The organism is Streptomyces sp. NPDC005728, from assembly GCF_040630895.1.
GTDB lineage: Bacteria > Actinomycetota > Actinomycetes > Streptomycetales > Streptomycetaceae > Streptomyces.
Genome location: NZ_JBEXYL010000044.1, coordinates 43020 through 65757 on the forward strand (window position 1 = coordinate 43020; position 22738 = coordinate 65757).

Genomic DNA, 22738 nt, shown 5'->3' on the forward strand with positions numbered 1-22738 from the left:
CCAACGGACCAGGTGGGGCGGACATCGACTCGGCAGCCTCCTGAGCCATTGGTACAGTCGTAGATCATGAGCGTGGACGAACTCGACACCCGCATCCTGCGACTGCTGCTGGAGCAGCCGCGCACCAGCGTGCGCGAGTACGCCCGCATCCTCGGCGTCGCCCGCGGCACGCTCCAGGCCCGCCTGGACCGCCTGGAACGGGACGGCGTGATCACCGGTACGGGCCCCTCGCTCTCACCCGCCGCCCTCGGCCACCCGGTGCTGGCGTTCGTGCACATCGAGGTCACGCAGGGCCATCTGGACGACGTCGGGGACGCGCTGGCCGCCGTACCGGAGATCGTGGAGGCGTTCTCGATCACCGGCGGCGGGGATCTGCTCGCCCGCGTGGTGGGGCGGGACAACGCCCACCTGGAGGACGTGATCCAGAAGCTGATCAGCCTGCCGGGCGTGGTGCGCACCCGTACCGAGGTGGCGCTGCGCGAGCGCGTGCCGTACCGGCTGCTGCCGCTGGTGGAGTCGGTCGGACGGGCGGCCCGCACCTGACCCCGGGCATGCTGGACGGCATGAGCAAGCTCGGCACCCTTGCGGTCATCTTCGATCTCGACGGAACGCTGGTGGACAGCGAGCCGAACTACTACGAGGCCGGCCGGCAGACGCTGGCCGAGCACGGCGTCCCCGACTTCACCTGGGCGGAGCACGAGAGCTACGTCGGGATCAGCACCCTGGAGACCGTCGCGATCTGGCGGGAGCGCTACGGCCTCAGCGCCCCGGTGGACGAGCTGTTCGACGCGACGAACCGGCGTTATCTGGAGCTGGCCCGCACCCACACGCAGACCTACCCCGAGATGCAGAAGTTCGTGGAGCTGCTGGCCGCCGAGGACGTACCGCTGGCGGTGGCCTCCGGCTCCTCTCCCGAGGCCATCGAAGCCATCCTCGCCGGGACGGGCCTGGACACCTTCCTGCGCACAGCCGTCTCGGCCGACGAGGTGGCCCACGGCAAGCCCGCCCCCGACGTCTTCCTGGAGGCGGCCCGGCGGCTCGGCGCGGACCCGGCCGACTGCGTGGTCCTGGAGGACTCGGCAGCGGGCGCCGCCGCCGCGCACGCGGCCGGAATGCGCTGCATCGCCGTCCCGTACGTGGCCGCGCAGGCCGGTGCACCCGAGTTCGCCACCTCCGCGCTGCTGCTGCGAGGCGGCCACACGGAGTTCACGGCACAGTCGGCGTACACGTGGCTGACCGATCGGGCCACATCCGCCTGAGCCCCTTACCCGCCAGTACCGTTGACGCTTCTCCGCCTCTTCCCTATCTTCTGGGCGACGTATCGAACGATGTTCGATATCACGAACACTAGGGAAATGAGGAGCACATGACCCCGCCCCTCTCGCGACGCACTCTCCTTCGGGCGACCACGCTCGCCGCCGCGGCAAGCGGCCTGAGCATGGCCCCCGCCGGGGCGGCCGGCGCCGCCGAACCCGCCGGGAGGACACGACCGTTCGGGCTGGGTGACGTGGCACTCGGCCGGGGGCTGTTCGCCGACAAGCGCGCGCTGATGCTCGACCACGCCCGCGGGTACGACGTGAACCGGCTGCTCCAGGTCTTCCGGGCCAACGCGGGCCTGCCCACCGGCGGAGCGGTCGCACCCGGCGGCTGGGAAGGGCTGGACGGCGAGGCCAACGGGAATCTGCGCGGGCACTACACCGGGCACTTCCTCACCATGCTGGCGCAGGCGAAAGCGAGCACGGGCGAGGAGGTGTTCGCGGAGAAGCTCCGCACGATGATCGACGCGCTGACCGAGGTCCGTGCGGCGCTGCGCCGGGAGCCCACCGTGCTCGGCACGGACGGCAGGTTCGGCTCCGCCGCGGAACAGGTCCGCGGCTCCTGCCGGTACGTCGACCTGCCGTCCGGGGTGCTCGGGGACGGGACCGCGATCACGCTGTCCGCCTGGGTGAAGCCGACCCACGACGCGAACTGGGCGCGCGTCCTCGACTTCGGCGACGGCACCGGCCGGTATCTGTATCTGGCCGTGCGCAACGCCGCCGGAGTGCCGCGTTTCGCCGTGACCGTCTCAGGTGCGGGCGGCGAGCAGGGAATCGACGGGACCGCCCCCCTGCCCCTGGGCGAGTGGAGCCACCTGGCCGTCACGATCGGCGGCGGCACCGGCACGCTCTACGTCAACGGCACCGCCGTGGCCCGCAACACCGGCCTGACGCTCACCCCGGCGGCGCTGGGCACCCTGTCCGACCACTGGCTGGGCCGCTCCCACTACGCCGCCGACCCGGTGTTCGCGGGCGCGTTCGAGGAGTTCAACATCTGGTCGCGGGCGCTCGGGGCCGGGGAGGTCGCCGAGTTGCAGGACCGGCGGGCGGCCGACGCCTCGGCAGGGCCCGGCGACCTGGTGTCGTACCGCTTCGAGGAGACGTCCGGCTCGCGCTTCGCGGACTCCTCCGGACACGGCCGGGACGCCACCCTGCGCCGCACCTGGGGCGGGCCCAGCCACCCCGGCTTCCTCGCGGCCTACCCGGAGACTCAGTTCATCCTGCTGGAGTCGATGACGAGCAGCGACTACACCCGGGTGTGGGCGCCGTACTACACCGCGCACAAGATCCTCCGCGGTCTGCTGGACGCTCACCTCGCGACCGGCGACGAGCGGGCGCTGGACCTCGCCTCGGGCATGGGCGACTGGATGTACGCACGGCTGTCCCGGCTGCCCGCGGACACCCTCCAGCGCATGTGGGGGCTCTTCTCCAGCGGTGAGTACGGCGGGATCGTCGAGGCGATCTGTGACCTGCACGAGCGCACCGGCAAGGCCGAACACCTCGCGCTGGCCCGCCTGTTCGACCTGGACCGGCTGATCGACGCGTGCGCGGCGGGCACCGACGTCCTCGACGGGCTCCACGCCAACCAGCACATACCGATCTTCACGGGCCTGGTCAGGCTGTACGACGCGACGGGCGAGCAGCGCTACCTCACCGCCGCGAAGAACTTCTGGCGGATGGTCGTACCCCACCGCATGTACGGCATCGGCGGCACCAGCACGGGGGAGTTCTGGAAGGCGCGGGACGTCATCGCGGGGACGATCGGCGCGACGAACGCGGAGACGTGCTGCGCGTACAACATGCTGAAGCTGAGCCGGTCGCTGTTCTTCCACGAGCAGGATCCGGCGTACATGGACTACTACGAGCGGGCCTTGTACAACCAGGTGCTCGGCAGCAAACAGGACCGGCCCGACGCAGAGAAGCCGCTGGTCACGTACTTCATCGGGCTGACGCCCGGGCATGTCCGGGACTACACGCCGAAGCAGGGCACGACCTGCTGCGAGGGCACCGGCATGGAGAGCGCCACCAAGTACCAGGACTCGGTGTACTTCGCGGCGACAGACAGTGGCTCGGACGTCAGCGCCCTGTACGTCAACCTGTACAGCCCCTCTACCCTGACCTGGGCCGAGAGGGGTCTCACGGTCACCCAGACCACCGCCTACCCGCGGGAGCAGGGCAGCACCCTCACCATCGGCGGCAGCGGCAGCGCGGACTTCGCGCTGCGGATGCGGGTGCCCGGGTGGGCGACCGCCGGATTCCGGGTGACGGTCAACGGGCGTGCGGTGGGGGGCACTCCGACGCCCGGCAGCTACTTCACGATCGCGCGGACCTGGCGACCCGGCGACACGGTGCGGGTGGGCATCCCGTTCCGGCTGCGGGTGGAGAAGGCCCTGGACGATCCCTCGCTGCAGGCCCTGTTCTACGGCCCGGTCAACCTGGTGGCCCGCAACTCCGCCACGGACCACCTGGAGTTGGGCCTGTACCGGAACGCGGCGCTCTCCGGCGACCTGCTGCCCTCGCTGACCCCGGTCGCCGGTGCCCCGCTGCACTACACCCTGGACGGCATCGAGTTCGCCCCGTTCTTCGAGGGGACCGAGAACCCGACCCATGCCTACATCCGCCGGTCCGAACCCCGGGTGGTCTTCGGCGGCCTCGACTCCGGCGTCGCGAACCCCGCCCGGTCCGACGCGACCACGCTCCTCGACGAGATCTGGGCGGGGGCGCCCTTCCGGCGCAAGGGCGCGCTGGTCGCGCGCGTGCGGGACGTCGTGGCGGCGTGGGTGGCGCAGGGGCTGCTCGGGCAGGCGGAGGGCGCGACGGTGGTGCGTACGGCGGAGAAGGCGTCCTACCAGGCCTGACGGCTACGACGCGCGCGGAAGTGCTCCTTCCGTGCGTTGGACGGGGCGGCTGCTTAGCGTGACCCCATGACCACAGTCCAGGCCCGGCCCACCCCCGACGACCGGCGGTGGAAGGCGCTCGGGGTCTGTCTGACAGCGGGCTTCATCTCGCTGCTCGACACCTCGATCGTGAACGTGGCACTGCCCTCGATGGAACACGGGCTGGGCGCCTCCGAGGCCGCCCAGTCCTGGGTGGTCTCCGGGTACGCCCTGACGTTCGGGCTGGCGCTCGTCCCGGCGGGCCGGCTGGGCGACATGCGCGGGCGGCGCCAGGCCTTCCTGTTCGGGCTCGCCCTGTTCACGGTGGCCTCGGCGGCCTGCGGGCTGGCGCCGAGCGCCTCCTGGCTGGTGGTCTTCCGGCTGATCCAGGGCATGGCGGCGGGCATGGTCGCACCGCAGACCTCGGGACTGATCCAGCAGATGTTCCAGGGTGCCGAGCGGGCAAAGGCCTTCGGACTGCTCGGCACGGTCATCGGGGTCTCCACGGCCACCGGCCCGCTGGCCGGCGGTCTGCTGATCAACGCCGCCGGCCTCGACCACGGCTGGCGCTGGGTGTTCTTCGTCAACCTGCCCATCGGGGTGGCCGCTCTCGCCGCGGGACTGCGGCTGCTGCCCCGGTTCCCCGCGTCGCCCGGAAAGCGCGAGGAGTTCGACCTGTTCGGGGTGCTGCTCCTCGGGTCCGGCGTGCTCGCGCTCATGCTGCCTCTGGTGCAGAAGGAGCAGTGGACCGGCCAGCAGAAGTGGGCGCTGCTGCCGGTGGGCGCACTGCTGCTGGCCTTGTTCTGGGCGTGGGAGCGGCGCCAGGGACGGCGCGGGCGGGCGCCCCTGGTCGACCTGGACCTGTTCTCCCTGCGGTCCTTCACGCTCGGCGCCCTGATCAGCCTGACCTACTTCGCGGGCTTCACCACGGTCTTCTTCGTCTACGCGCTGTTCCTGCAGAACACGGTCGGATACAGCGCGCTGGCGGCCGGTGTCACGGTGCTGCCCTTCGCGGCCGGCTCGGCGGCCGGCGCCGCCCTGGGTGGCCGGCTGGTGGTGCGCTACGGCCGCAAACTGGTCGTCATCGGTCTCAGCGGGGTGGTGGTGGGGCTGCTCGGGACGGTCGTGGCGGTGCAACTGGTGCCCTTGCAGGGCGTGGGGTGGGCCACGGCGCTGCCGATGCTCGTCGGGGGGCTCGGCTCCGGCCTCACCGTCTCCCCCAACACGACGCTCACCCTCACCCGGGTCCCCGTGGGCCGTGCCGGTGCGGCCGGCGGGGTGCTCCAGACGGGGCAGCGCGTCGGCTCGGCGGCCGGGATCGCTGTGGTCGGCGCGGTGTACTTCGCGCACCAGGCCGACCACGGGCGTCCCGTCACGGCCATTCAGCTGGGGCTGCTCGCAGCCGTGGGAATCAGCATGATCGCGCTGCTGCTGGCGGTCGCGGACCTGCGGGAACGCCAGGTGCGTCCCGAGCCGGAGAGGGCTGCGGAGACCGTCCGGCGGGGTTCTGAGGAGGGTGGCACGGAGGAGCCGGTCCGGCGCGGTACGTGAGGGTCAGGACCTCCGGCGGGGCTTCCCCCGCTTGGCCGGCTTGGCGCCGCCCGCCGAGCCGGCACGGCCCCGCGCGGTACGGCCCGCGGGCTTCCCGCCCGTGCCCTTCCCGCCCGCCGTCTTGCCGGCGGGCTTCTGCCGGGTGCTCCCCTGGTCCGGGCGCGTGCGCTGCAGCTCGGCCTCGCCCTTCGCCGCCGTACGCCCGCGCGTGCTGTTGACCGTGCGGCCGCGGACGATGCCGATGAAGTCCTCCACCAGCTCGGTGGTGGCCTCCTCCGGCCAGGACAGGGCGACACCGGACCGGGGCGCGTCGACGACCGGGCGGTAGGTGACGTCCCTGCGGTGGTACAGGCGGGCCAGGGACTGCGGCACGACGAGGAGGCCGACGCCCGCCGCCACCAGCTCGATGGCGTCCGGTGTCGTCGCGGGGCGCTCGAAGGCCGGCTCGCCGGGCGGGCTGTCCCAGTCGAAGACATCGTCGAGCGGGTGGAAGAGCACCTCGTCGGCGAGGTCGGCCAGGGTCACCTCGTCCGCCGCCGTGATCAGGTGGTCCTTGGGGACGACGACCACCGTGGTCTCGGTGTAGAGGGGGATCGCGCTGAAGAACGTACGGTCGACCGGCAGCCGTACGAGACCCGCGTCGGCCTCGCCCGCCCGCAGCACGTCCGCCGCCTCGGTGCTGGGCACCTGGACGAGGGTGAGCGGGATGTCCGGCAGGCGCTCGTTCCAGATCCGCACCCACTTGGCGGGCGTCGCTCCGGGGACGTACGCGAGCCGGAACGACGGTGTTTCCTGCGAGCCTGTCACCAGGCCAGGTTACCGGCCGTGGTCGGCCGTCCGGCACACGGCCGATACCCTTGACCCCATGAGTTCGCAGCAGAGCACCCAGACGATGAAGCCCGCGACCGCGGCGAAGAAGCTGGGTGTGTACCTCCCCGCCACCCCCGCCGAGTTCCAGGAGGGTGTGGTCTCGCGCGCCGAGCTGAACGAGCTGCAGGCCGATCCGCCCCAGTGGCTGCGCGAGCTGCGGGAGAACGGCCCCCACCCGCGCCCGGTGGTCGCCGCGAAGCTCGGCGTGTCCATCGCCGGTCTGGCCCGCGGCGGAGTCACCGAACCGCTGACCACCGAGCAGATCGAGGCGCTCAAGCAGGAGCAGCCCGAGTGGCTGGAGAAGGAGCGCGCCACCCAGGCGGAGGTCCGCAAGGAAGCGGTGCGGATCAAGAACCTGCAGAAGGAGAAGCAGGAGAAGGGCGCCGAGCGGCGCTGACGCCCTTCTGCCGGTTCAGCCGTCCGACGGCACCTTCAGCCGGTCCCAGCTGGCCTTGCCGGGGATGCCGTCCGCGTCCTTGCCCTTGAAGCCGAGCTTGTGCTGCCAGGCGGCGTAGGACCTGCGGTCGGCCTCGGTCCACTCGGGGCTCGGCCCCTCCTCGTAGTGCCCGCAGCCCTCGGCGACCAGCCTGCGGCCCATGGCGGTGATGACGGGCGACTTCTGTCCGATGTGGAAGAAGCCGCTGCCCGGGAACGGCGCGTACTTCGGCTTGGGCACGGGCTTGGGGTCCGGCTCCCCCGGGTCCTTGCCGCCGCCCTTCCCGGCCAGCCGGTCGGCTATGCGTTTGCGCATCCCGTCCATGGTGAAGCCGCGCGGGTCCTGCTTGCCCGGCTGCCACTCCTTGTGCCCGATGACGGAGCGCTCCGACCAGCCGTGGTGCCGGCAGATCGCGGCGGAGACCTTTTCGATGGCCTCCTTCTGCGCCTCGGGCCAGGGGTCCTTGCCGTCGCCGAGGTTGATGCACTCGAAGCCGTAGAAGTGCCGGTTGCCGTCGATGTCGGCCTGGTTGTCGGGCGGCAGCTTCGTCTCGTCGACCACCGCCCGCAGCACGTCGCTGTCGCCGAGGCCCGCGTGGTTGGCGCGGCCGTTGCCGACGAGGTGGATGTGGCCCTTCTTGTCGATCACGCCGTGGCACAGGGGGCCGGGCAGGCCGGAGTAGCCGTTGTAGCAGATGTTCACGGAGTTCTCGGTGCCCGAGGTGACGGTGTGGTGGATCATCACGCCGTTCACCGGGCCCCAGGGGCCCTTGGTGTTGCGGTTGTGGTGGCGCCAGTCGCGCACCTCGTGGACGGTCAGGCCCTCGGCGCGCAGAACCTCCAGCAGTTTCGCCCCGCTCATCGGCTGAGCCATCACGCGTCTCCTTCCGCGGCGGCCTCCGCCGCCGCCGTGGTCTGTGAGCGGCCGCCGGAGGGGTCGGCCTCCGCCGCCTGCTCCTCGCGCGCGGCCAGGGCCTCGGCGTCCAGGGCCGCCTGGTCCGCCGCGGGGATCTCCGCGCCGAGCGGGCCGAAGGCGAGGCGCAGGTCGACGGTGCTGCCCTCGCCCCTGACCAGGGCCAGCGGCGCGAAGTGCCGGACGATGCCGGCCGGGGTCCGCAGCAGGGGGCGGCGCGCCGGGTCGGCCGGCCACTCGACGCTGCCGGTGGCCGTGCGGGCAGGGATCAGCCAGTGGTCGCCGGTGCGGTAGCCGGCGCCCTTGGCGAAGTACACCTCGACGCCGTCCTCCAGCGGCAGCCACTCCCCCTCGGTGACGGGCACGGCACCGCCCTTCAGTGCCGCCGAGCGGCCCTTGCGCCGGGGCCCCTCACGGTGGTCCCAACGGCGCAGGAACGGGTGCAGGTGCGGCAGCCGTCCGACGCGAGGGTCCGGCTCGGCGGACAGCCGGACGCGGCGGCCGGGCAGGTCCAGTTCCTCGACCCGCAGCAGGGGCAGGGCCTCGAGGCGGGAGGCGTGGGCCGTATCGGTGAACTCGACGTGGTCGCCGACCTCCAGATCGAGCTTTCCGTCCAGCCCGAGGGTCGCCAACTGCACCCAGGTGCCGTCCAGTTCGTCCACCGGGAAGACCACGGAGCCGTTCTCCCGGGACCACTTGAAGGTGGCGTCCTTCGCCTCGCCGCCCGCGTGGATCTCCACCCGGTACAGCTGGTTCTCCGGGCCCCGGTAGCGGGCGTCGGGCCGGACCAGGCAGGGGTCCTCGTCGGCGTGCTCGGGCCGCTCGCTGCGGGCGGCTAGTCGGCCTGAGGGCGCCGCCTGAGCCTTCGCCCACTCCTCGAAGGCGTCCCGCACGACCTGCGCGGACGGTTCGGTCTCCTCGATGTCCAGCGCGGACAGGGTCAGCGGCAGCACCTGCCAGACGACCTTGGCGCGGGCGGCGGTGTCGGGCAGCGCGGCGCCGAGGGCGACCTCGCGCAGCGCCGGGTCCTCGGCCGCGGAGACCGCCCGCTCCCACACCTTGAGGTAGACGACGAAGGGCGACTGGGCGGGCGAGGGAAGCCGGTCGCCGGGCTTCTCCGGGTCGCGGAAGCCGTCGGGCTGGTTCCAGTAGTCCCAGTAGGCGTCGGTCTCGGGAGTCTGCTCCTCCTCGCCGTCCTCGTCGGGCACGGGTGTGCCGGGCGCAGGGCGGTCGGCGTCGCACAGGATGCCGTCGACGTAGTAACGGCCGCCGTGGATGTACAGCGTGTCGATGTCGTGCTTGCCGCCCACGTACTGGATGCGGAATCCGGTGACACGGCCGGGTCCGCCGGGTCCCCCGTGCCGGCCGATCAGGTCGGCGGCGAGGGTGCGGGCCTGGTGGAGCTGGATGGCGGCCTGTTCGTTGAGGTCCGCGTCCAGCTGGACGCGGCCCTGCTGGGCGATGACCGCGGAGTAGTGCCGCTCCGGGCGGAAGGTGGAGCGCGAGAGATCAGCGTGCATGAAGGGGGTCCCCCTGGTTCGGAAGTCTGCGGGCGGGTCGTACGGCGGCACTGCTCACGTCGCGAAGAAGATCCCGGCGTCCGCGCCCGCCGGCGTGTATTCCGCGAGGCGCGCCCGGAGGCCGTCCTCCCGCTGCGGCCGGTACAGATCGTGGAAGGCGCCGAGTTCGGCTCCGTCGTCGGCGCCGCGCCGGATCTCCTCGGCGCACCGGTCCGCCAACTGGCCGTACCAGGGTGTCCCGTAGCGCCCCGAGGCGAACAGCGGCCGTACGCGCCCCTCCTGTCCGGGGCCGACGAGGTCGGGCCGGCAGCGGTGGCGGCGCGGGGTGCGCGAGCCGGGCGGGACGTAGCAGTACCGCAGGCAGCCGATGCCGCGCCGGGCCACGTGGAGCCTGCCGGTGAAGACCGAGTTCTCGGCGATCTCCACCGCGTGCGTGTGCACTTCGCCGATGACTGTCGTGCGGTGCAGGTGCAGGACGGCGTGGGCGTGGCGGCAGTCCGGGGCGGAGAGGGCCTCACGGTCGTCGCCGGTGGCGTCCAGGACGCTGTCGCGCAGATGGATGTCGAGGGGGTCCTCCGAGACCTCGTCGCCGATGACCTCGATGGTGCCGAGGATGCTGTGCTCGATCTGGAGGCAGGCGGTGGTGCGGTCCAGGACGATGCTGGGCTCGTCGGGCGAGTGCGGTGCGCATTCGGGCTCCAGAGACCAGCCGGGCACGAGCGTGGAGTGCCGGAGGACGACGGCGCCCATCGGGCCGGTGACGTTGATGCCGCGGCCGGCGACGAGGAGTCCGTCCAGGACGACCCGCGGTCGTTCGTGGGGGGCGCAGTCGCCGTGCACCGCACGGATGTTGAGGGCGTCGGGGCGGTTGCTGTACCAGTCCAGCAGCCGGATGACCGGCCGGGTGCCCTCGGCCGCCCGCAGTTCGAGGCGGTCGCCGGGGTCGAGGTCGAAGTCCAGCTGCTCCTGGTAGGCGCCGCTGTGGGTGATCTCGATGATGCCGGTGCGCTCCGGGCTGCCCTCGTCCTGCCAGGCCCGGTAGGCGTCCATGATCCGTTGGTACGGCTGTCCCGGACCGACCCGGTAGAACTCGGCGTCGGGGCGGGGCTCACGGTCGGGGCGCTCGTACTCGCCGCCGCCCATGTCGGCGCCGAACGCGTGGTGGTAGTCGACCCACACACCCTGCCGGGGCGCGGAGCGCGAGCCGAAGGCGATCCGGCCCAGCTCAGGGTCGACGGCGACCTGTCCGCGCCTGGGCCGGTAGCGCCAGTCGGACAGGTCGGCGACGACGATGTCGGCGGGCGGTACGGGCCGGTCCTCGCCGTCACGCCGGATGACCAGGCTCTTGCCGGGGCCGTAGTAGTCGGCGAGCCGGTCGTGCAGCAGACGGCGGGTGATGAACGCCGGGACGTTGTCGACGGCGGCGAGGTGCGCGGGTGAGGACTCCGGGACCGGCCTGGTGACCAGGGGGGTGTCGTTGCCCAGGATGGAGAAGGTGTAGAGGTTGCGGGCGCGGTCGATGCAGTAGGCCGGGGACGAGGTCAGGGAGTACGGCTTCAGCCGCCAGACGAAGAGGCCGACTCCGGCCGGAGTCCAACCTCCCTGCTTTTTGGGCGAGTTGGCACGGCGGACGTCGACCGTCCTGGCCGACTCCTCGAAGGGGCCGCCCGCGAGGGCGAGCGCCGAGCCGTCCCGCAGGTCGAGCAGGCGTCCACGGTCCCCGCGCCGGCCGGAGCCGTACAGCTTGACCGGCTGGGTGTGGGCCACGTGCCGGGACAGCTCCACGGCGCGGGCGGGCCAGTCGGCCACCTGCTCGGCCAGCTCCTCCAGGAGGTGGAGCGTGCCCTTGCGGCGCCGGTTGGCGACGGTGGCCGCCACGTCCCGGCGTGGGGCGACGGCCTCGGCGAGCGCGTCCCGGCCGCCGCCGTGCAGGCCGGTGGTGAGGACCCGCTCGTAGCCCGGCAGGGTGCGGTAGCCGACCAGGTCGCCGAGGTAGGGCAGCACCCAGGGCGCGGCCGTCTCCACGAACAGGTCCTCGTAGCCCTGCTGGACGCCGTCGCGGACCCGGTCCAGCTGTTCGGCGATCACCGCGAGCAGGGCCCGCAGCGGTTCGCCCTCCTCGGCGTCGCGCAGCCGGTGCCAGCGGGGCAGCAGTTCGGCGAGCCCGTCGGGCTCCCGGGGCGACTCCGGGGCCGGCATCTCCGACTCGGCGTCCGTCGGCTTCGCGGACATCACTTGACCTCCGTCAGAATCAGGGTGTCCGTGGCCCGCGCCGACAGCATGGTGAGCTGGGCCGGGCGGATGCCGCGGAAGACGAACACCGTCCGGCCCTTCGCCAGGCGCCGGGTGTCGGTGATGTCGGGGTTGAGGCGCAGGAGTTCGGCGAGCGCGATGCCGTGGCGGGCACAGACGGACGACAGGGTCTCGCCGTGCCGGTCGCGGACCGTGTGGGTCTGCTCCTCGTAGGCCGCCGGGTGCGCCGGAACCGTCGGCCTCGGCGCGCCGGGTCCTGCGAGCAGGGCGGTGAGCCGGTCCGGGGTGGCGGAGGCGGGTACGCCGGTGAAGACGTCGACGTCCACGTAGTCGACGCCGGGCACGGTGTGCGCGGTGGCGAGGACCTCGGAGAGGCGGGCCGGACGGGCCAGCTCCCGTCCCTCGTAGCCGAGTCGGAGCAGCAGTGCCTGGCACAGCCGGGGCTCGACGGTCTCCCAGGCGTGGTCCGGGGCGAGCTTCACCCTGGCGGCGATCAGCAGCAGGACGAGTTCGCGCACGTCCACCCGGACCGGCAGGTCGGGGTCGCCGTACTCGGTCAGTGCCCCGCGCAGGGGCCGGAGGTTGTCCTCGGCGAGCGGCACGTCGTCGGTGCCGGCGACGGTCACGTGCAGTACGCGCCGCCGTCCGTCGAAGAGTTCACGGGCCGCCGCCCTGCCGATTCCGGCGCGGGAGCGGGCGAAGTCCTCGTAGTCGGGCTCGGATACCAGCCGGTCCAGGGCGGAGACGGCGAGCGGGATCGTACGGCGGGTGAGTCCGGGCCCGTCCGCGTCCGCGCCGCCGGTCGCCGGTCGCGGGTTGGTGACCGCGGTGACGCCGAGCGGGCGGGTGAGGGGCTGGGTGATCCGGTCGGCGGGAACGTTGGCGGCCCTGCCGGTGCCGAAGCGGTAGCGGGCCCTGACGTTCTCGTGGCCGCTGGGCAGCCGGGCGCCGTGGACGCCGTCTCCGAAGGTCACGGTCGTCCGGCCGTCGGAAGCGGTACCGGTGATGTAGACGCGCTCGGTCGGACCGCGCCCGGCGAGGCTGTCGACCTCGTGCCAGAGCACACCGTCGACGCGGATGTCCAGGACGGGGGTGGCCCCGAGGGGGTTGTCGGCGGCGAGCCAGGTCAGCGGCGACTGCCAGAGGGCGAAGGTCTGGTTGACACGGTCCGAGTCGCCGCTGCCGATGGCCTCCTCGCGGCTCTCGCCGTGGGTGGCCTCGACGACGTTGCCCAGGATGCGGACGCTCGCCCGGCGGTAGCGGTGGACCAGGTCCGTGGTGAGGACGAGCCGGGTGTGGACGTGGTCGCCGGGGAGCTGCGGGTCGACGGCCGGGTCTGCGGCGGCGACGGTGACCACCTCGGTGGCGGTGACGCCGGTCGCGCCCGGGACGTCGGTGCGTGCGCCGCTCACGATGAGCGTGCGGCCCGGGCGCAACCCGTCGTACAGCTCGGCGAGTTCGATCTCATTGCCGTGCACGTCCTCGCCGAGCGGCTCGTCGGCCGGGCGCAGCGGTTCGCCCGCCGCGTGCACGGTGGTGTCGCGGATGTGGGAGAGCAGGACGTCGAACTCGTCCAGCCAGGGGTCCGCGAGGGTGAGTTCGGTGCCGCGGCCGGTGATGCCGTAGTTGGAGTACGCCGCCGCCCGGGCCGCCACGACCTGGCTCGTGACGAAGGCCAGCTTGGCGTCGCCGGGTACCCCCGCGCCCTTCGAGGGGCGCCGGACCGCCACCCAGCTGCCGACGGTGATCCCGTCGTGGACGCTGTCCAGCTGCAGGACGCGGCGCTTGACCGGCTCCGGCTTGCTGGCGATGACGATCTCGACGTTGGGCTCGGTGCTGCCCACCGTGTACTTGACGCTCACCTGGTACTCGCCGTGGCTGAACTGCTTGCTGCCGCCGGGCCGCAGGGGAATCTCCTCGGCCGTTCCGTTGTGGATACCGATGTGCACCACGCCCTCGTCGTCCGGGCGGGACACGAACAGGCTGCGTTCGGGCAGGCCGGAGTGGAGGCGGGCGGTGACGCCCGGTTCCTCGGCGGTGGCCGGACGGCGGCTCAGCCAGCTCAGCTCGCGGTCCTGGGGAGCGCGGGTCGACAGGTCGACCTGCCCCGGGCCCAGCGTGAAGGTGACCTGCTGGGCGACGGGCAGGTTCTCGGCCCGCTGGTCGGAGCTGGCGGCCTCGACGTACTGGAACTCGGCCCGGACCGGAACCTTGCCCGCCGGGTCGTACACCACGCGCATGCTCGCCAGCACCGCGCCCGTCAGCGGCCAGTCGGCGGTGCGGATGACCCGGCCGTGCTCGTCCTGGACGGGCTTGAGCGGGGCGGTGGCGCCGAAGGGGGCCGCGGTGACGCGCAGCGCGAGCAGCTCGCGCAGGAGTTGCGGGGTGCCCGGGGCGGCGGCCGTGCGCCAGGCGGGGTAGAGGCTGCCGAGGCCGGGGTTGAGGGCCGACAGGAGACGGGCGGTGTCGCTGCCCGGACGGCGGGTGCGGGTCCCCTGCCGGGGGGCGGGGGCGGCGGTGCGCAGGGCGGGGAGGACGGTGCTGAGGGCCTGGAGGGCGGCTTCGCGGGGATCCGGGAGCGTGGCCTTCTGGACCGCGGCAGCCTCCGCGGGTTGCGCGGGTTGCGCGGGGGCCAACTCCAGGGCGCGCTCGGCCAGTTCCGCGAGCACCGCCTCCAGTTGCTCGAACCACGCCGCCACGTCCTCGTACGGCTCGGCCAGCACCTCGGCCTCGCGCAGACGGGCGACGGGTTCCCCGAGACGGGCCGCGAGACTCTCCGGGGTCTTGATGCCGTCCAGGTCCGCGCGCAGCGGGGCGAGGACCTGGTCGTCGAAGTCCTCGATCAGCCGGCTGACCGGGCGCGGGTTGGGCACCTCGGGCGTGGGGGGCTCGTCGCCGGGTTCGCCTGGGGCGGCCGGCTCCGCGGTCCACCGCCGTACCTCGTCCACCAGCTCCTTCAGCGTGGGCGGGGCCGACTTGGGCAGCGAGATCGCGGTGATCTCGTCCTCGCGGTCGATCCGGACGCCCGCGACGGGCAGCAACTTACGTTCGCCGCCCGCCCGTTCACCGAAGACGAAGAGGAGCTGGTCGCCGGTCCGGAGGGAGTTCGCCGTGCCCTCCACGAACAGTTCGGGGCGGCGGTCGAGGTCCTCGGGCGTGACGAGGGAGGGGCGGCGGCGCCGTACCTTCAGCTCGTTCCAGTCCCAGCGTGCGGTGAGGTCGCGCGCGGTCTCGAAGGTCAGCGACTGCTCTTCGGCGGAGGCGGGCACGCTGTGGCTGCGTGCCCCGCGCGGGACGAGTACCGGCAGGGCCTCGGCGCGCGCGTCGCGTTCCAGGGTGTACACCAGGTGCGTGCCGGCCGCGACGCCGGGGCGCGGCCGGTGTCCGACGAGCCGGCCGAGCAGCACGAGCGAGCGGTGCTCGTTCGCGGTGCGGATGTAGGCCTCGTCGGCGATCCGCTCGGAGTGGAAGGTGAGCAGGTCGCCGAGGACGGCGGTGGCGTCGAGCAGCCCGACGGCGGGGTCGTCGGGGGTGCGGACGGTCAGCCCTGCGAGGGCCGGGTAGGCGGGCGAGGCGAGCCGGTCGAGGAGGGCGGCGAGGAAGGAGCCGTACTCGCCGACGCGGTAGTCGAGGGCGGTGCGCCCGGGCGGGTTGTGCAGCGGGGCGGGGGCGAGGCGCTCGTCATGGCCGCCGCACGCGCCGCCGCAGGAGCAGGCCTGGCTCATCGAAAGCCTCCCAGGGATATCGCCAGCCGGCCCTGTTCGGGCCTGTCCGGGTCGTTGTCGCAGGTGGCGATCTCCAGCGGGCCGAGCCGCAGCACGCCGTCCTCCCTCTCTCCTCGGTCCTGTTCGAACAGCCGCCGCAGCCGGGTGACCTCGACGCTCTCCACCCCGGGAACGGCCGCGGCGGCGGCGACCAGACGGCTGAGCCGGACGGGCTCGCCGAAGGTCAGTGCGTCGGGGTGGAAGAAGCCGAGCCCTCCGCCGGACAGCCGGCCGTTGCCGAGCACGCGGTACAGGTCGGCCTGGATCTGCCCGTGCTGGTGGCCGGGCCGGGCGCACACCGTCAGCGCGATGTCGAGCGGCACCGGTCGGGCGGGGCCGACCACGAGGTCGTGCCCGATACGCCGGTAGGCCTCCAGGGCCTCGGCCGCCGAGGCGAGCAGTTCCTGGGACGGGCTGCCGCTGCCGTACGCGTCGATCGCGACGTGGGCCTCCTGGACGCTGCCGGTCCAGCGGATCGCGGCCGCGGCCCGCTGCACTCCCGGCAGGGCGGAGGCGAGGGCCGCGTAGTCCTCGGCGGTGACCGCGCGCAGCCGGGTGCGCCGCAGGTCGAGCGGGGCCAACTGGCGTACCTGTTCCAGGGGTTCGGGCTCGGTTCCGCCGGTGGCGGGCAGCGGGTTGCGGACCGTGGCGGCCGGTGCGGCGCTCCCTGCCTCGACGACGAGGTGGTTGATGGCCTCGGCGCCGACGTTGCCCGCGGCCCCACCGCCCAGCCGGTAGCGCACCGCCAGGCGTGCTCCCGGCGTGGGCTCGGCGCCGTGCCGTCCGTCGCCGAAGCGCAGGGCGAGCCGCCCGTCGTCCTCGGGCTCGCCGACGAAGTGCCGGTCGCGGGCGGCGCTGTCGAGCAGGTCGCGGCGCGGCTCCCAGGTCTCGCCACGGTCGTGGAGGCGTACCGCGGGCAGGGCGCGGCGCGCGTCCTGGGCGAGGGCGGCGGTCGCCGGTCCGCGCAGCACCGGCTCCTCGGGGTGGAGTCCGGCCGCGTACACCGGGCCCCAACTGTGCGCGATCTCCCAGGCGATGTCCCCGCCGAGGACCGTGCCGGCGCGGGCCCGCGCGGTGAGGATCGCGATGCGCCGCAGTTTGGCGTCGAGCAACTTGTCGCTGCGGTGCAGGAGTTCACGCAGGGCGCGGACCGGGTGGCGGCGCAGTTCCAGTCGTTCCAGCAGCTGCAGGCCGTAGATCAGGGCGAGTTCGGTGATCTCGTCCTCGCCGAGCCCGTCGCGGTCGCGGGCGCTGCGCCACAGCTCCACTAGCCGCTGCCGGACCCGGTCCGGGATGGCGGCGATCCGTCCGGCCTGTCCGGCGGCGACCGTGCCCGGGTCGGGGAACGGCACGGCCCGGGTGACCGGTGCCCGGCCGAGGACGGGACGGAAGCGGGGCCGGACGCCCGGGTAGAGGGACTGCGCGAGCAGGGTCCGCAGGGCGGCGGCCTGTGCGTACGCCGTGCCGGGCACGACTCTCCCCCAGCCTCCGGCCGGGGGTACCCCCACGTGCCGCTGTCCGGCCCGCTCCAGACCGAGTCCGGCGCGTACGGTGGCCCGCTCCCCGACGACCTCGAACAGCTCGCGGATGTCGTCGGGGGTCAGGGCCCGGCCGCTCTCCGCCCGGTCCGTGAGGGAGGTGATGAGCCGTGCGGGCGCGTTGCCTTCCGTACGGTCGTGGCAGCCGAAGTCGGGAGGGTCACAGGGCGCCACGACGGCCGGTACCGGCGGCACTGTGACGGTCTCGTGGAGGCCGGAGCGGCCGTGGTCGACGAGGACGGCGTTGCCGCGGGCGAGGGTGACGTCCTCGACGGGCAGGCAGTCGCGCCCGCCCCGCGTGGTCAGGCAGAACGGGAACCGCAGGGCGTCCTCGGCGGCCCAGGTGACCTCCAGGACGGGCTGGTCCTCGATGCGGTCCAGGCCGGGGGTGACGGAGGTCAGGCGTACGGCCTGGCGGTGGCCGGGGTCGGCGTCGCCCGGGGTGCCGGTGCGCGGGCCCCTGACCTCCTCCAGGACGAGGACGTCGCCCGGCTGCAGGTCCAGCCGGCGTTCCCTGCAGGTCTCCGGGTCCGCCCACGTGTCGCGCAGGGTGGCCGCAGTGGCGCCCTCGGGCAGGACGCACACCTCGCCGCCCCAGGTCCACACCCGGATCGCATTGTGCGCGACGCGCAGCCGCAGGGGGTCGGCGGCGACGACCGGTTCGAAGACCTCCACCGAGCCGCGCTCGTCCAGGTCGCCGAGGTCGTTCTCGTCGATGACGGTGCCGGGCTCGGGGCGGTCGTGCGGGTCGAGGGTGCGGACGTCGACCGAGGCGAAGCGGAACGTGCCCGGGGCCAGGGTCTGGTCGGCGGCGGTCTCGACGGTCACGTACGCGCGGGCGTTGCAGCCGTCGTGCATCGCGTAGTCGATGAGCCGGACGTGCCGGCGTACCGAGACCCGGCGGCGCGCGGTGTCCAGGTAGGCCTCGGTGGCGACCGCGTCCTGCTGGTAGCTGATCTGGTCGCCGGTGTACGCGAGCAGTTCCACGAGGGTCGTGCCCAGGTCGGCGGGGTTGCGCTCGGCCCAGTCGGGGGTGGTCAGCGCGAGCCGGTCGAGCAGGAGCTTGCGGATGGTGTCGTAGTCGCGGGCCGTGTAGTCGATGACCGGTACGGCCGGGAACGCCAGGGGCTGTCCGTCCTCGTCCGCGCAGTCGAAGGGGGTGGGGCAGTCGGGCCGGAAGCCGAAGGAGGCGCTGTGGTAGCGCTGGTCGAAGCCACGGAACGGCTCGGTGCCGGGACGGCCGTACGGGTCGACCTCCACCAGCGAGAGCCGGTAACGGGAGGTGTCGCCCTCCCGATCGAGGGTGACGTAGAGCCGGTCGTCCAGCTCCGGGTCCTCCTCTCGTTCGACGCTCACGTCGACGGCGGCGATGCCGGTGATGCGGCGGCCGCCCTCGATGCGGACGTTCTCGGGGCCGAGGCCGTGCGGGGCCTTGCCGAGGAAGGTGAGAGTGAGCAGCAGTCCGTCGTCGCTGACCTCGACGGCGTCGACTCCGTTGAGCTGGGCGGCCCGTACCTTGGCCCGCCGGGTGGTTCCCGCGCTCATCCCGCCCTCCCTTCGAAGACGTCCTCACGGACCGCCCCGGTGGCGCGTACGACGTACGACAGCTGGACGCGTACGACGTCGTCGCCGCTCTCGATGTCGAGGGACACGACCTCGACCAGGTCGCCGAGCCAGCGCTGCAGCGCCGCCTGGACGGAGAGTTCGAGGGTGCTGACCAGTTCGGGGCTGCTCGGCGCGAAGACCAGGTCGAGCAGCCCGCAGCCGAAGTCGGGCCGCATCACGCGCTCGCCGGGGCTGGTGAACAGCAGCTGCTCGATCAGGTCGTGGACGTGCTCGGCGGGGCGGACGTGCGCGGTGCGTCCCCGGCGGTCGGCATGGAAGGGGAACGCGATGTCGGTGCGGGTGCGTTGACTCGTCGGCCTCATCGGACGGTGACCTTTCGCTGCGCGGCCTGGACGACGGGCGGTCCCTGCGGGACGAGGGCCGCGCTGAAGCACTGGGCGGCACAGGTGTCGAGCAGCACGGGCGCGCCGTCGACGGTGACGCCGGTGGCGCCGGCGGTCCAGCGGACCGAGACACACGGCGAGGGCACCCCGTCGAGCGTGTGCGGGCAGCCGGTGACGACGTACGTGTGGGCGGCCGTGGCGACGGCGGCACCGGCGATCCGCAGGCCGCCGGAGGGTGTGGTGGCCGGCGCGACGCGGCCGCCGTGCGGGCAGCCGATGACGGCGCTCGCGTCCAACAGACTTCCGGACAACTTCTTCCCCCGTTGTCTATCGCTTGGAGAGGACGGTCAACTGGCCCTCGTTGATGGTCACTTCACGACCGCGCAGGACGATCTCGGCGCCGGCGCCGGTGGCGATGACCACGGCTTCCTTGGTGATGCGGATGTAGGCACCGCCCTGGGCCTGGAGGAGGATTCCCTGCTCGGCACCGGCGGTGTCGTTCATGACGATCTTGTGAGCCTGCGGGGTCTGCACGACGACCGGCTTGCTCACCGCGTTCGCCCGGAGTTCGCGGCGCGCGTCGGGCGGCAGTTCGCCGGCGTCGCCGTACCAGCACCCGGTCCACACCGGGAAGCTGGGGTCCCCCTGCTCGAACTCCACCCACACGCCCGCGCCGGGCGGCGGCACCACGAACTGTCCCGACTCCGGCCCGGTGAACGGCAGACAGGGCAGCGCCCAGGTGGACGGCTCGTCTCCGAGGACGTCCGGGACCTCGGCCGTGATCCGGCCGAGGTGCAGCGGGTCGTTGTTGTCCACCACCCGGCCGCGGAACTTGCCGAGGTAGCGATTGCTGGGTGCCGCCATGGTTGGGGTGCTCCTGTTGGTGGGTCGGTGCTCTTACGGCCGGACGCGATCGCTGCGCGCTTCCAGGCCCTCCCGGGAGAGGGTGAAGTTCTGCTGGAACGAGCCCGGGCGCAGGTTGTGGGTGACGGACTTGACGAAGTAGTCGCCGTCGTACGCCCGTCCGGCGCCGCGGACACCGACGAGCCGGCGCGGCTGGAGGAGGTAGCCGTGCCGGTTGACGTCGAGCGAACCGGAGCCCGAGACGACGTCCGCGGAGACCGCGGCACGGGCGAGGAGTTCGGCCTCGGCCTGCTCACGCTGCTGCTTGGCGGTGCCGGCGAGCGTCCTGCGCTTGAGCGCCGGGGTGGGCCGCCTGCCGAGCGGCGGGCGCAGGGGGCTGATCGGCGGCTGGGGCAGGAGGGTGGCCTGGCGCGTCCCCGGATCCTGCCAGCGGGCCTGCGGCTCCTCCCGCGCCGTGCCGTCGTACGCGAACGTCAGCTGGTCCACGGTGGTGTTGGCGTCCATGTTGACGTTGAGGGCGTGCTGGCGCAGGCCGAGCCGGACCTCCGGTCCCCAACGGGCGGACGACCGGCCGGGGTCGGGGCCCGGCTCCAGATAGAAGGTGTAGCCGTTGGCACGGGCCAGCTCGGTGACGTACTGCAGATCGGTGCCGGTCTGGTAGTGCACACGCAGGTCCTGGTGCGGAGGCTGGGACACCTTCTCCGTGTAGACGTCCGGCCGGATGCCGTAGTCCGAGTAGCGGCGCAGGATGGTGAGGACGCGCTCGGACGGGGGCAGGTTGGGGTAGCGGGCGGTGCGCTCCTCCAGGTCCATGAGCAGGGTCAGATCCTCGCCCGTGACGGTGAGGGTGGAGTGGCCCGGAAGGTTGCTGGCGCCGACCTCCTGCCGGACGATCAGGCCGTCGAAGAGCACCTCGGGTGTGCCGCGGACGCTGACGGTGAGGATGACGCGCGTCTTCGGATCGAAAAACCCCTCCGGCAGCAGCCGCTGGTTGATCAGTCCGTTCTTGGTGAGGTCGAAGGCGAACTGGAAGCCGCTGCGCTCGCCCGCGGTGGCGGTGATCTGGGCGGACAGCAGCGCCTCGGCGACCTCTACCGGGACCGGGCGGGCCAGGGTGGGCCCCATGAGGAGCTGGATGTGGACGGGGCCCTGCCCCACGGGCTGTTCAGACACGCCGCTCTCCGCGCGGGAACCCGCCGACGAGCGGGATGCCGATGACGCGCCCCGCCTCGTCCGTCAACTCCCGCGGATCGAGCACCGGATTGGCGTCGGCGATGCGCCACCACTGTCCGGGGTCGCCGAGGAAGCGCTGCCCGAGCAGATCGGGCCGCTCCCCGGCGCCGACGGTGTGCGGCTCGGTCTCCTCGTCGAGCGGAGGCAGCAACCGCCGCTTGGTGTACCGGACTTCGGTGCCGTCGGCCCGCCGGTGCACACCGATCTCGGCGTCGTGGTAGCGGCTGGTGCGGGGGTAGGGGTGCGCTCCGGGTATGGAGTCCAGTGCGCTCTCGTAAGGCTCGATGTCGGTCATGGCGTTCTTGTTCATCCCCTTCCGGTCACGAGTCCGACGCCGCCCAGGCCGAGGGCGCCCAGGCTGCCGCCGCGCGCTGCGGCCGCGAGCCGCTCCTTCTGTGCCAGGTGCGCCATGTACAGGTCGGCACCGCGGTGCCCGGCGGGCAGGTCACTCACCGTCAGGATCTTCATCCCGATACTCAGCGAGGCCCGGATCGGATTCAGGTTGACGTCGAAGGCGGACTCGTTGACGGAGAGTTCGGTGAGCCGGACGGGCATGACCCGCTTGCTGCCCCACGTGAACAGTGTCAACGGCATCTCGATCGGGCTGATCTCGATGCTCCCGTTCTGCGCCAGCTTGCTCGCGGCCCGCAGCTGCGCGGTGGTCGGCTGCACCAGCATCTCCAGGGTGGCGAGCTGCGGGTGGATCCCGTCGGGCGCGGCGATCTCCAGCTGGTCGGTCGCGTCGATCTCGGCGGTGAACTTCCAGGTCTCCTGGGCGGGGCCCTTGAGGCGGAGAGCCTCGTTGCGGTCCCCGCCGCCGGATCCGCCCCCGCCCGCGTCGCCACCGTCGCCGGCGGACTGCGGGGCGATGCTGCGCTCCAGGGTGTCCGGGTTGAACTGGAGGACGATGATGCGCTGGGGAGTGCCGGTGTCGGGGCTGACGACGACCATTCCGGAGCGGATGGGTTTGGGGATGTCTGCGTAGCGGGTCACAGGCGGGCCTCCAGGCGGGCCGTCAAAGGCGCGTAGTCGTACTCGGGGAACTCGTCCGGGAAGATCCGCAGCATGTTCCTGAGGTTTTCCAGGACGTACGCGTACTCCCGATCACCCAACCGCACGTCGGCGAAGAGGTACTGCCAGCCGGTCACACCCTTGGTGATGAACAGGTTGTCGAGGTAGTCGCGGTAGTCGAGGTCGAGCCGCACATAGTCGTGGTACCTGTCGAGGAACCAGATCTCCGGGTTCGTGACGCCCGAGTGGAATCGCATGGTGGCCAGGCGTCCTTCGCCGCCACGGGAGATGTCGTCCAGGATCCGGAGTTCCGAAAGGAGCGCCCGGTCGCTCTCCTGCCGGGCGAGGTCGTCGACGTCCAGCCTTGTCTCCGGAGTGATGTCGATGCTCACGACGTCGAATTCACCGACGAGCATCGTGCCGGAATCGGCGGCCCGCCAGTGCAGCGCCATGTTCCGGTAGGGAAAGAAGCACTCCTGCAACCTCGGCTCGAGTGGATAGCCGTCCTCGGCGAGCATCTCGAACAGGCCGGTCGGATCCGCCCCCTGACCCCCCGGACCCCGGTGCTGGTCGAGAACGTCCAGGAGCGGTGACTCGCGTACCTCGCGGAAGACCTGCTCCAGACGGCGCTCATACGGAAACATC

At 72.7% G+C, this 22738-nt stretch carries 18 protein-coding genes; 5 read left to right on the forward strand and 13 right to left on the reverse strand.

Features of this window, described 5'->3' with window-relative positions; translation table 11 throughout:
• The first annotated feature begins 66 nt into the window (after positions 1-66).
• The 4 genes from ABZ471_RS26980 (at position 67) to ABZ471_RS26995 (ending at position 5743) form a co-directional block, all read left to right on the forward strand.
• Positions 67-543 carry an Lrp/AsnC family transcriptional regulator gene (locus tag ABZ471_RS26980; RefSeq protein WP_359069728.1) on the forward strand — a complete coding sequence of 159 codons (477 nt, stop codon included), beginning with the start codon at positions 67-69 and terminating at the stop codon, positions 541-543.
• 20 nt (positions 544-563) lie between these two features.
• A complete protein-coding gene (locus ABZ471_RS26985; protein ID WP_359069730.1) occupies positions 564-1259 on the forward strand; it encodes an HAD family phosphatase in 696 nt (231 codons plus the stop codon).
• A gap of 107 nt (positions 1260-1366) precedes the next feature.
• Positions 1367-4174 (forward strand): beta-L-arabinofuranosidase domain-containing protein, encoded by a 2808-nt coding sequence (locus ABZ471_RS26990; RefSeq protein ID WP_359069731.1) that lies wholly within the window; start codon positions 1367-1369, stop codon positions 4172-4174.
• Positions 4175-4240: 66 nt separating this feature from the next.
• Entirely contained in the window at positions 4241-5743 is a 1503-nt protein-coding gene (locus tag ABZ471_RS26995; protein ID WP_359069733.1) for an MFS transporter, read from the forward strand.
• Positions 5744-5746: 3 nt separating this feature from the next.
• Here ABZ471_RS26995 and ABZ471_RS27000 read toward each other — a convergent pair whose 3' ends face one another.
• Entirely contained in the window at positions 5747-6550 is an 804-nt protein-coding gene (locus ABZ471_RS27000; protein ID WP_359069735.1) for a LysR family substrate-binding domain-containing protein, read from the reverse strand.
• A gap of 58 nt (positions 6551-6608) precedes the next feature.
• Between ABZ471_RS27000 and ABZ471_RS27005 the strand changes: the two genes are divergently transcribed.
• Positions 6609-7010 (forward strand): DUF5997 family protein, encoded by a 402-nt coding sequence (locus ABZ471_RS27005; protein WP_359069737.1) that lies wholly within the window; start codon positions 6609-6611, stop codon positions 7008-7010.
• 15 nt (positions 7011-7025) lie between these two features.
• Here ABZ471_RS27005 and ABZ471_RS27010 read toward each other — a convergent pair whose 3' ends face one another.
• Genes ABZ471_RS27010 through ABZ471_RS27065 form a run of 12 tightly spaced genes read right to left on the reverse strand, consistent with a single transcriptional unit; the run spans position 7026 to position 22737 of the window.
• Entirely contained in the window at positions 7026-7922 is an 897-nt protein-coding gene (locus ABZ471_RS27010) for a peptidoglycan-binding protein (RefSeq protein ID WP_359069740.1), read from the reverse strand.
• A complete protein-coding gene (locus ABZ471_RS27015) occupies positions 7922-9481 on the reverse strand; it encodes a DUF6519 domain-containing protein (protein ID WP_359069742.1) in 1560 nt (519 codons plus the stop codon). Before ABZ471_RS27015 ends, ABZ471_RS27010 begins: the two co-directional genes overlap by 1 nt.
• Before the next feature lie 54 nt (positions 9482-9535).
• Entirely contained in the window at positions 9536-11713 is a 2178-nt protein-coding gene (locus ABZ471_RS27020; RefSeq protein WP_359069744.1) for a hypothetical protein, read from the reverse strand.
• Positions 11713-15459 carry a putative baseplate assembly protein gene (locus ABZ471_RS27025; RefSeq protein ID WP_359069746.1) on the reverse strand — a complete coding sequence of 1249 codons (3747 nt, stop codon included), beginning with the start codon at positions 15457-15459 and terminating at the stop codon, positions 11713-11715. The genes ABZ471_RS27020 and ABZ471_RS27025 overlap by 1 nt, the downstream gene beginning before the upstream one ends.
• On the reverse strand, positions 15456-18581 hold the full coding sequence (locus tag ABZ471_RS27030) for a putative baseplate assembly protein (RefSeq protein WP_359069748.1): 3126 nt from the start codon (positions 18579-18581) through the stop codon (positions 15456-15458). Before ABZ471_RS27030 ends, ABZ471_RS27025 begins: the two co-directional genes overlap by 4 nt.
• Positions 18578-18964 carry a GPW/gp25 family protein gene (locus tag ABZ471_RS27035; RefSeq protein WP_359069750.1) on the reverse strand — a complete coding sequence of 129 codons (387 nt, stop codon included), beginning with the start codon at positions 18962-18964 and terminating at the stop codon, positions 18578-18580. The genes ABZ471_RS27030 and ABZ471_RS27035 overlap by 4 nt, the downstream gene beginning before the upstream one ends.
• Complete coding sequence (locus ABZ471_RS27040) at positions 18961-19296, reverse strand: hypothetical protein (protein WP_359069752.1); 336 nt, start codon at positions 19294-19296, stop codon at positions 18961-18963. The genes ABZ471_RS27035 and ABZ471_RS27040 overlap by 4 nt, the downstream gene beginning before the upstream one ends.
• 16 nt (positions 19297-19312) lie before the next feature.
• Positions 19313-19849, reverse strand: coding sequence for a phage baseplate assembly protein V (locus tag ABZ471_RS27045; RefSeq protein WP_359069754.1), 537 nt, complete (start codon positions 19847-19849; stop codon positions 19313-19315).
• Positions 19850-19882: 33 nt separating this feature from the next.
• Positions 19883-21022: a hypothetical protein gene (locus ABZ471_RS27050; RefSeq protein ID WP_359069755.1), complete on the reverse strand. Its 1140-nt coding sequence runs from the start codon at positions 21020-21022 to the stop codon at positions 19883-19885.
• A complete protein-coding gene (locus tag ABZ471_RS27055) occupies positions 21015-21377 on the reverse strand; it encodes a hypothetical protein (protein ID WP_359069768.1) in 363 nt (120 codons plus the stop codon). The genes ABZ471_RS27050 and ABZ471_RS27055 overlap by 8 nt, the downstream gene beginning before the upstream one ends.
• Positions 21378-21388: 11 nt before the next feature.
• Complete coding sequence (locus ABZ471_RS27060) at positions 21389-22075, reverse strand: hypothetical protein (RefSeq protein ID WP_359069757.1); 687 nt, start codon at positions 22073-22075, stop codon at positions 21389-21391.
• Positions 22072-22737 carry a hypothetical protein gene (locus tag ABZ471_RS27065; RefSeq protein WP_359069758.1) on the reverse strand — a complete coding sequence of 222 codons (666 nt, stop codon included), beginning with the start codon at positions 22735-22737 and terminating at the stop codon, positions 22072-22074. Before ABZ471_RS27065 ends, ABZ471_RS27060 begins: the two co-directional genes overlap by 4 nt.
• Position 22738 lies beyond the last annotated feature (1 nt).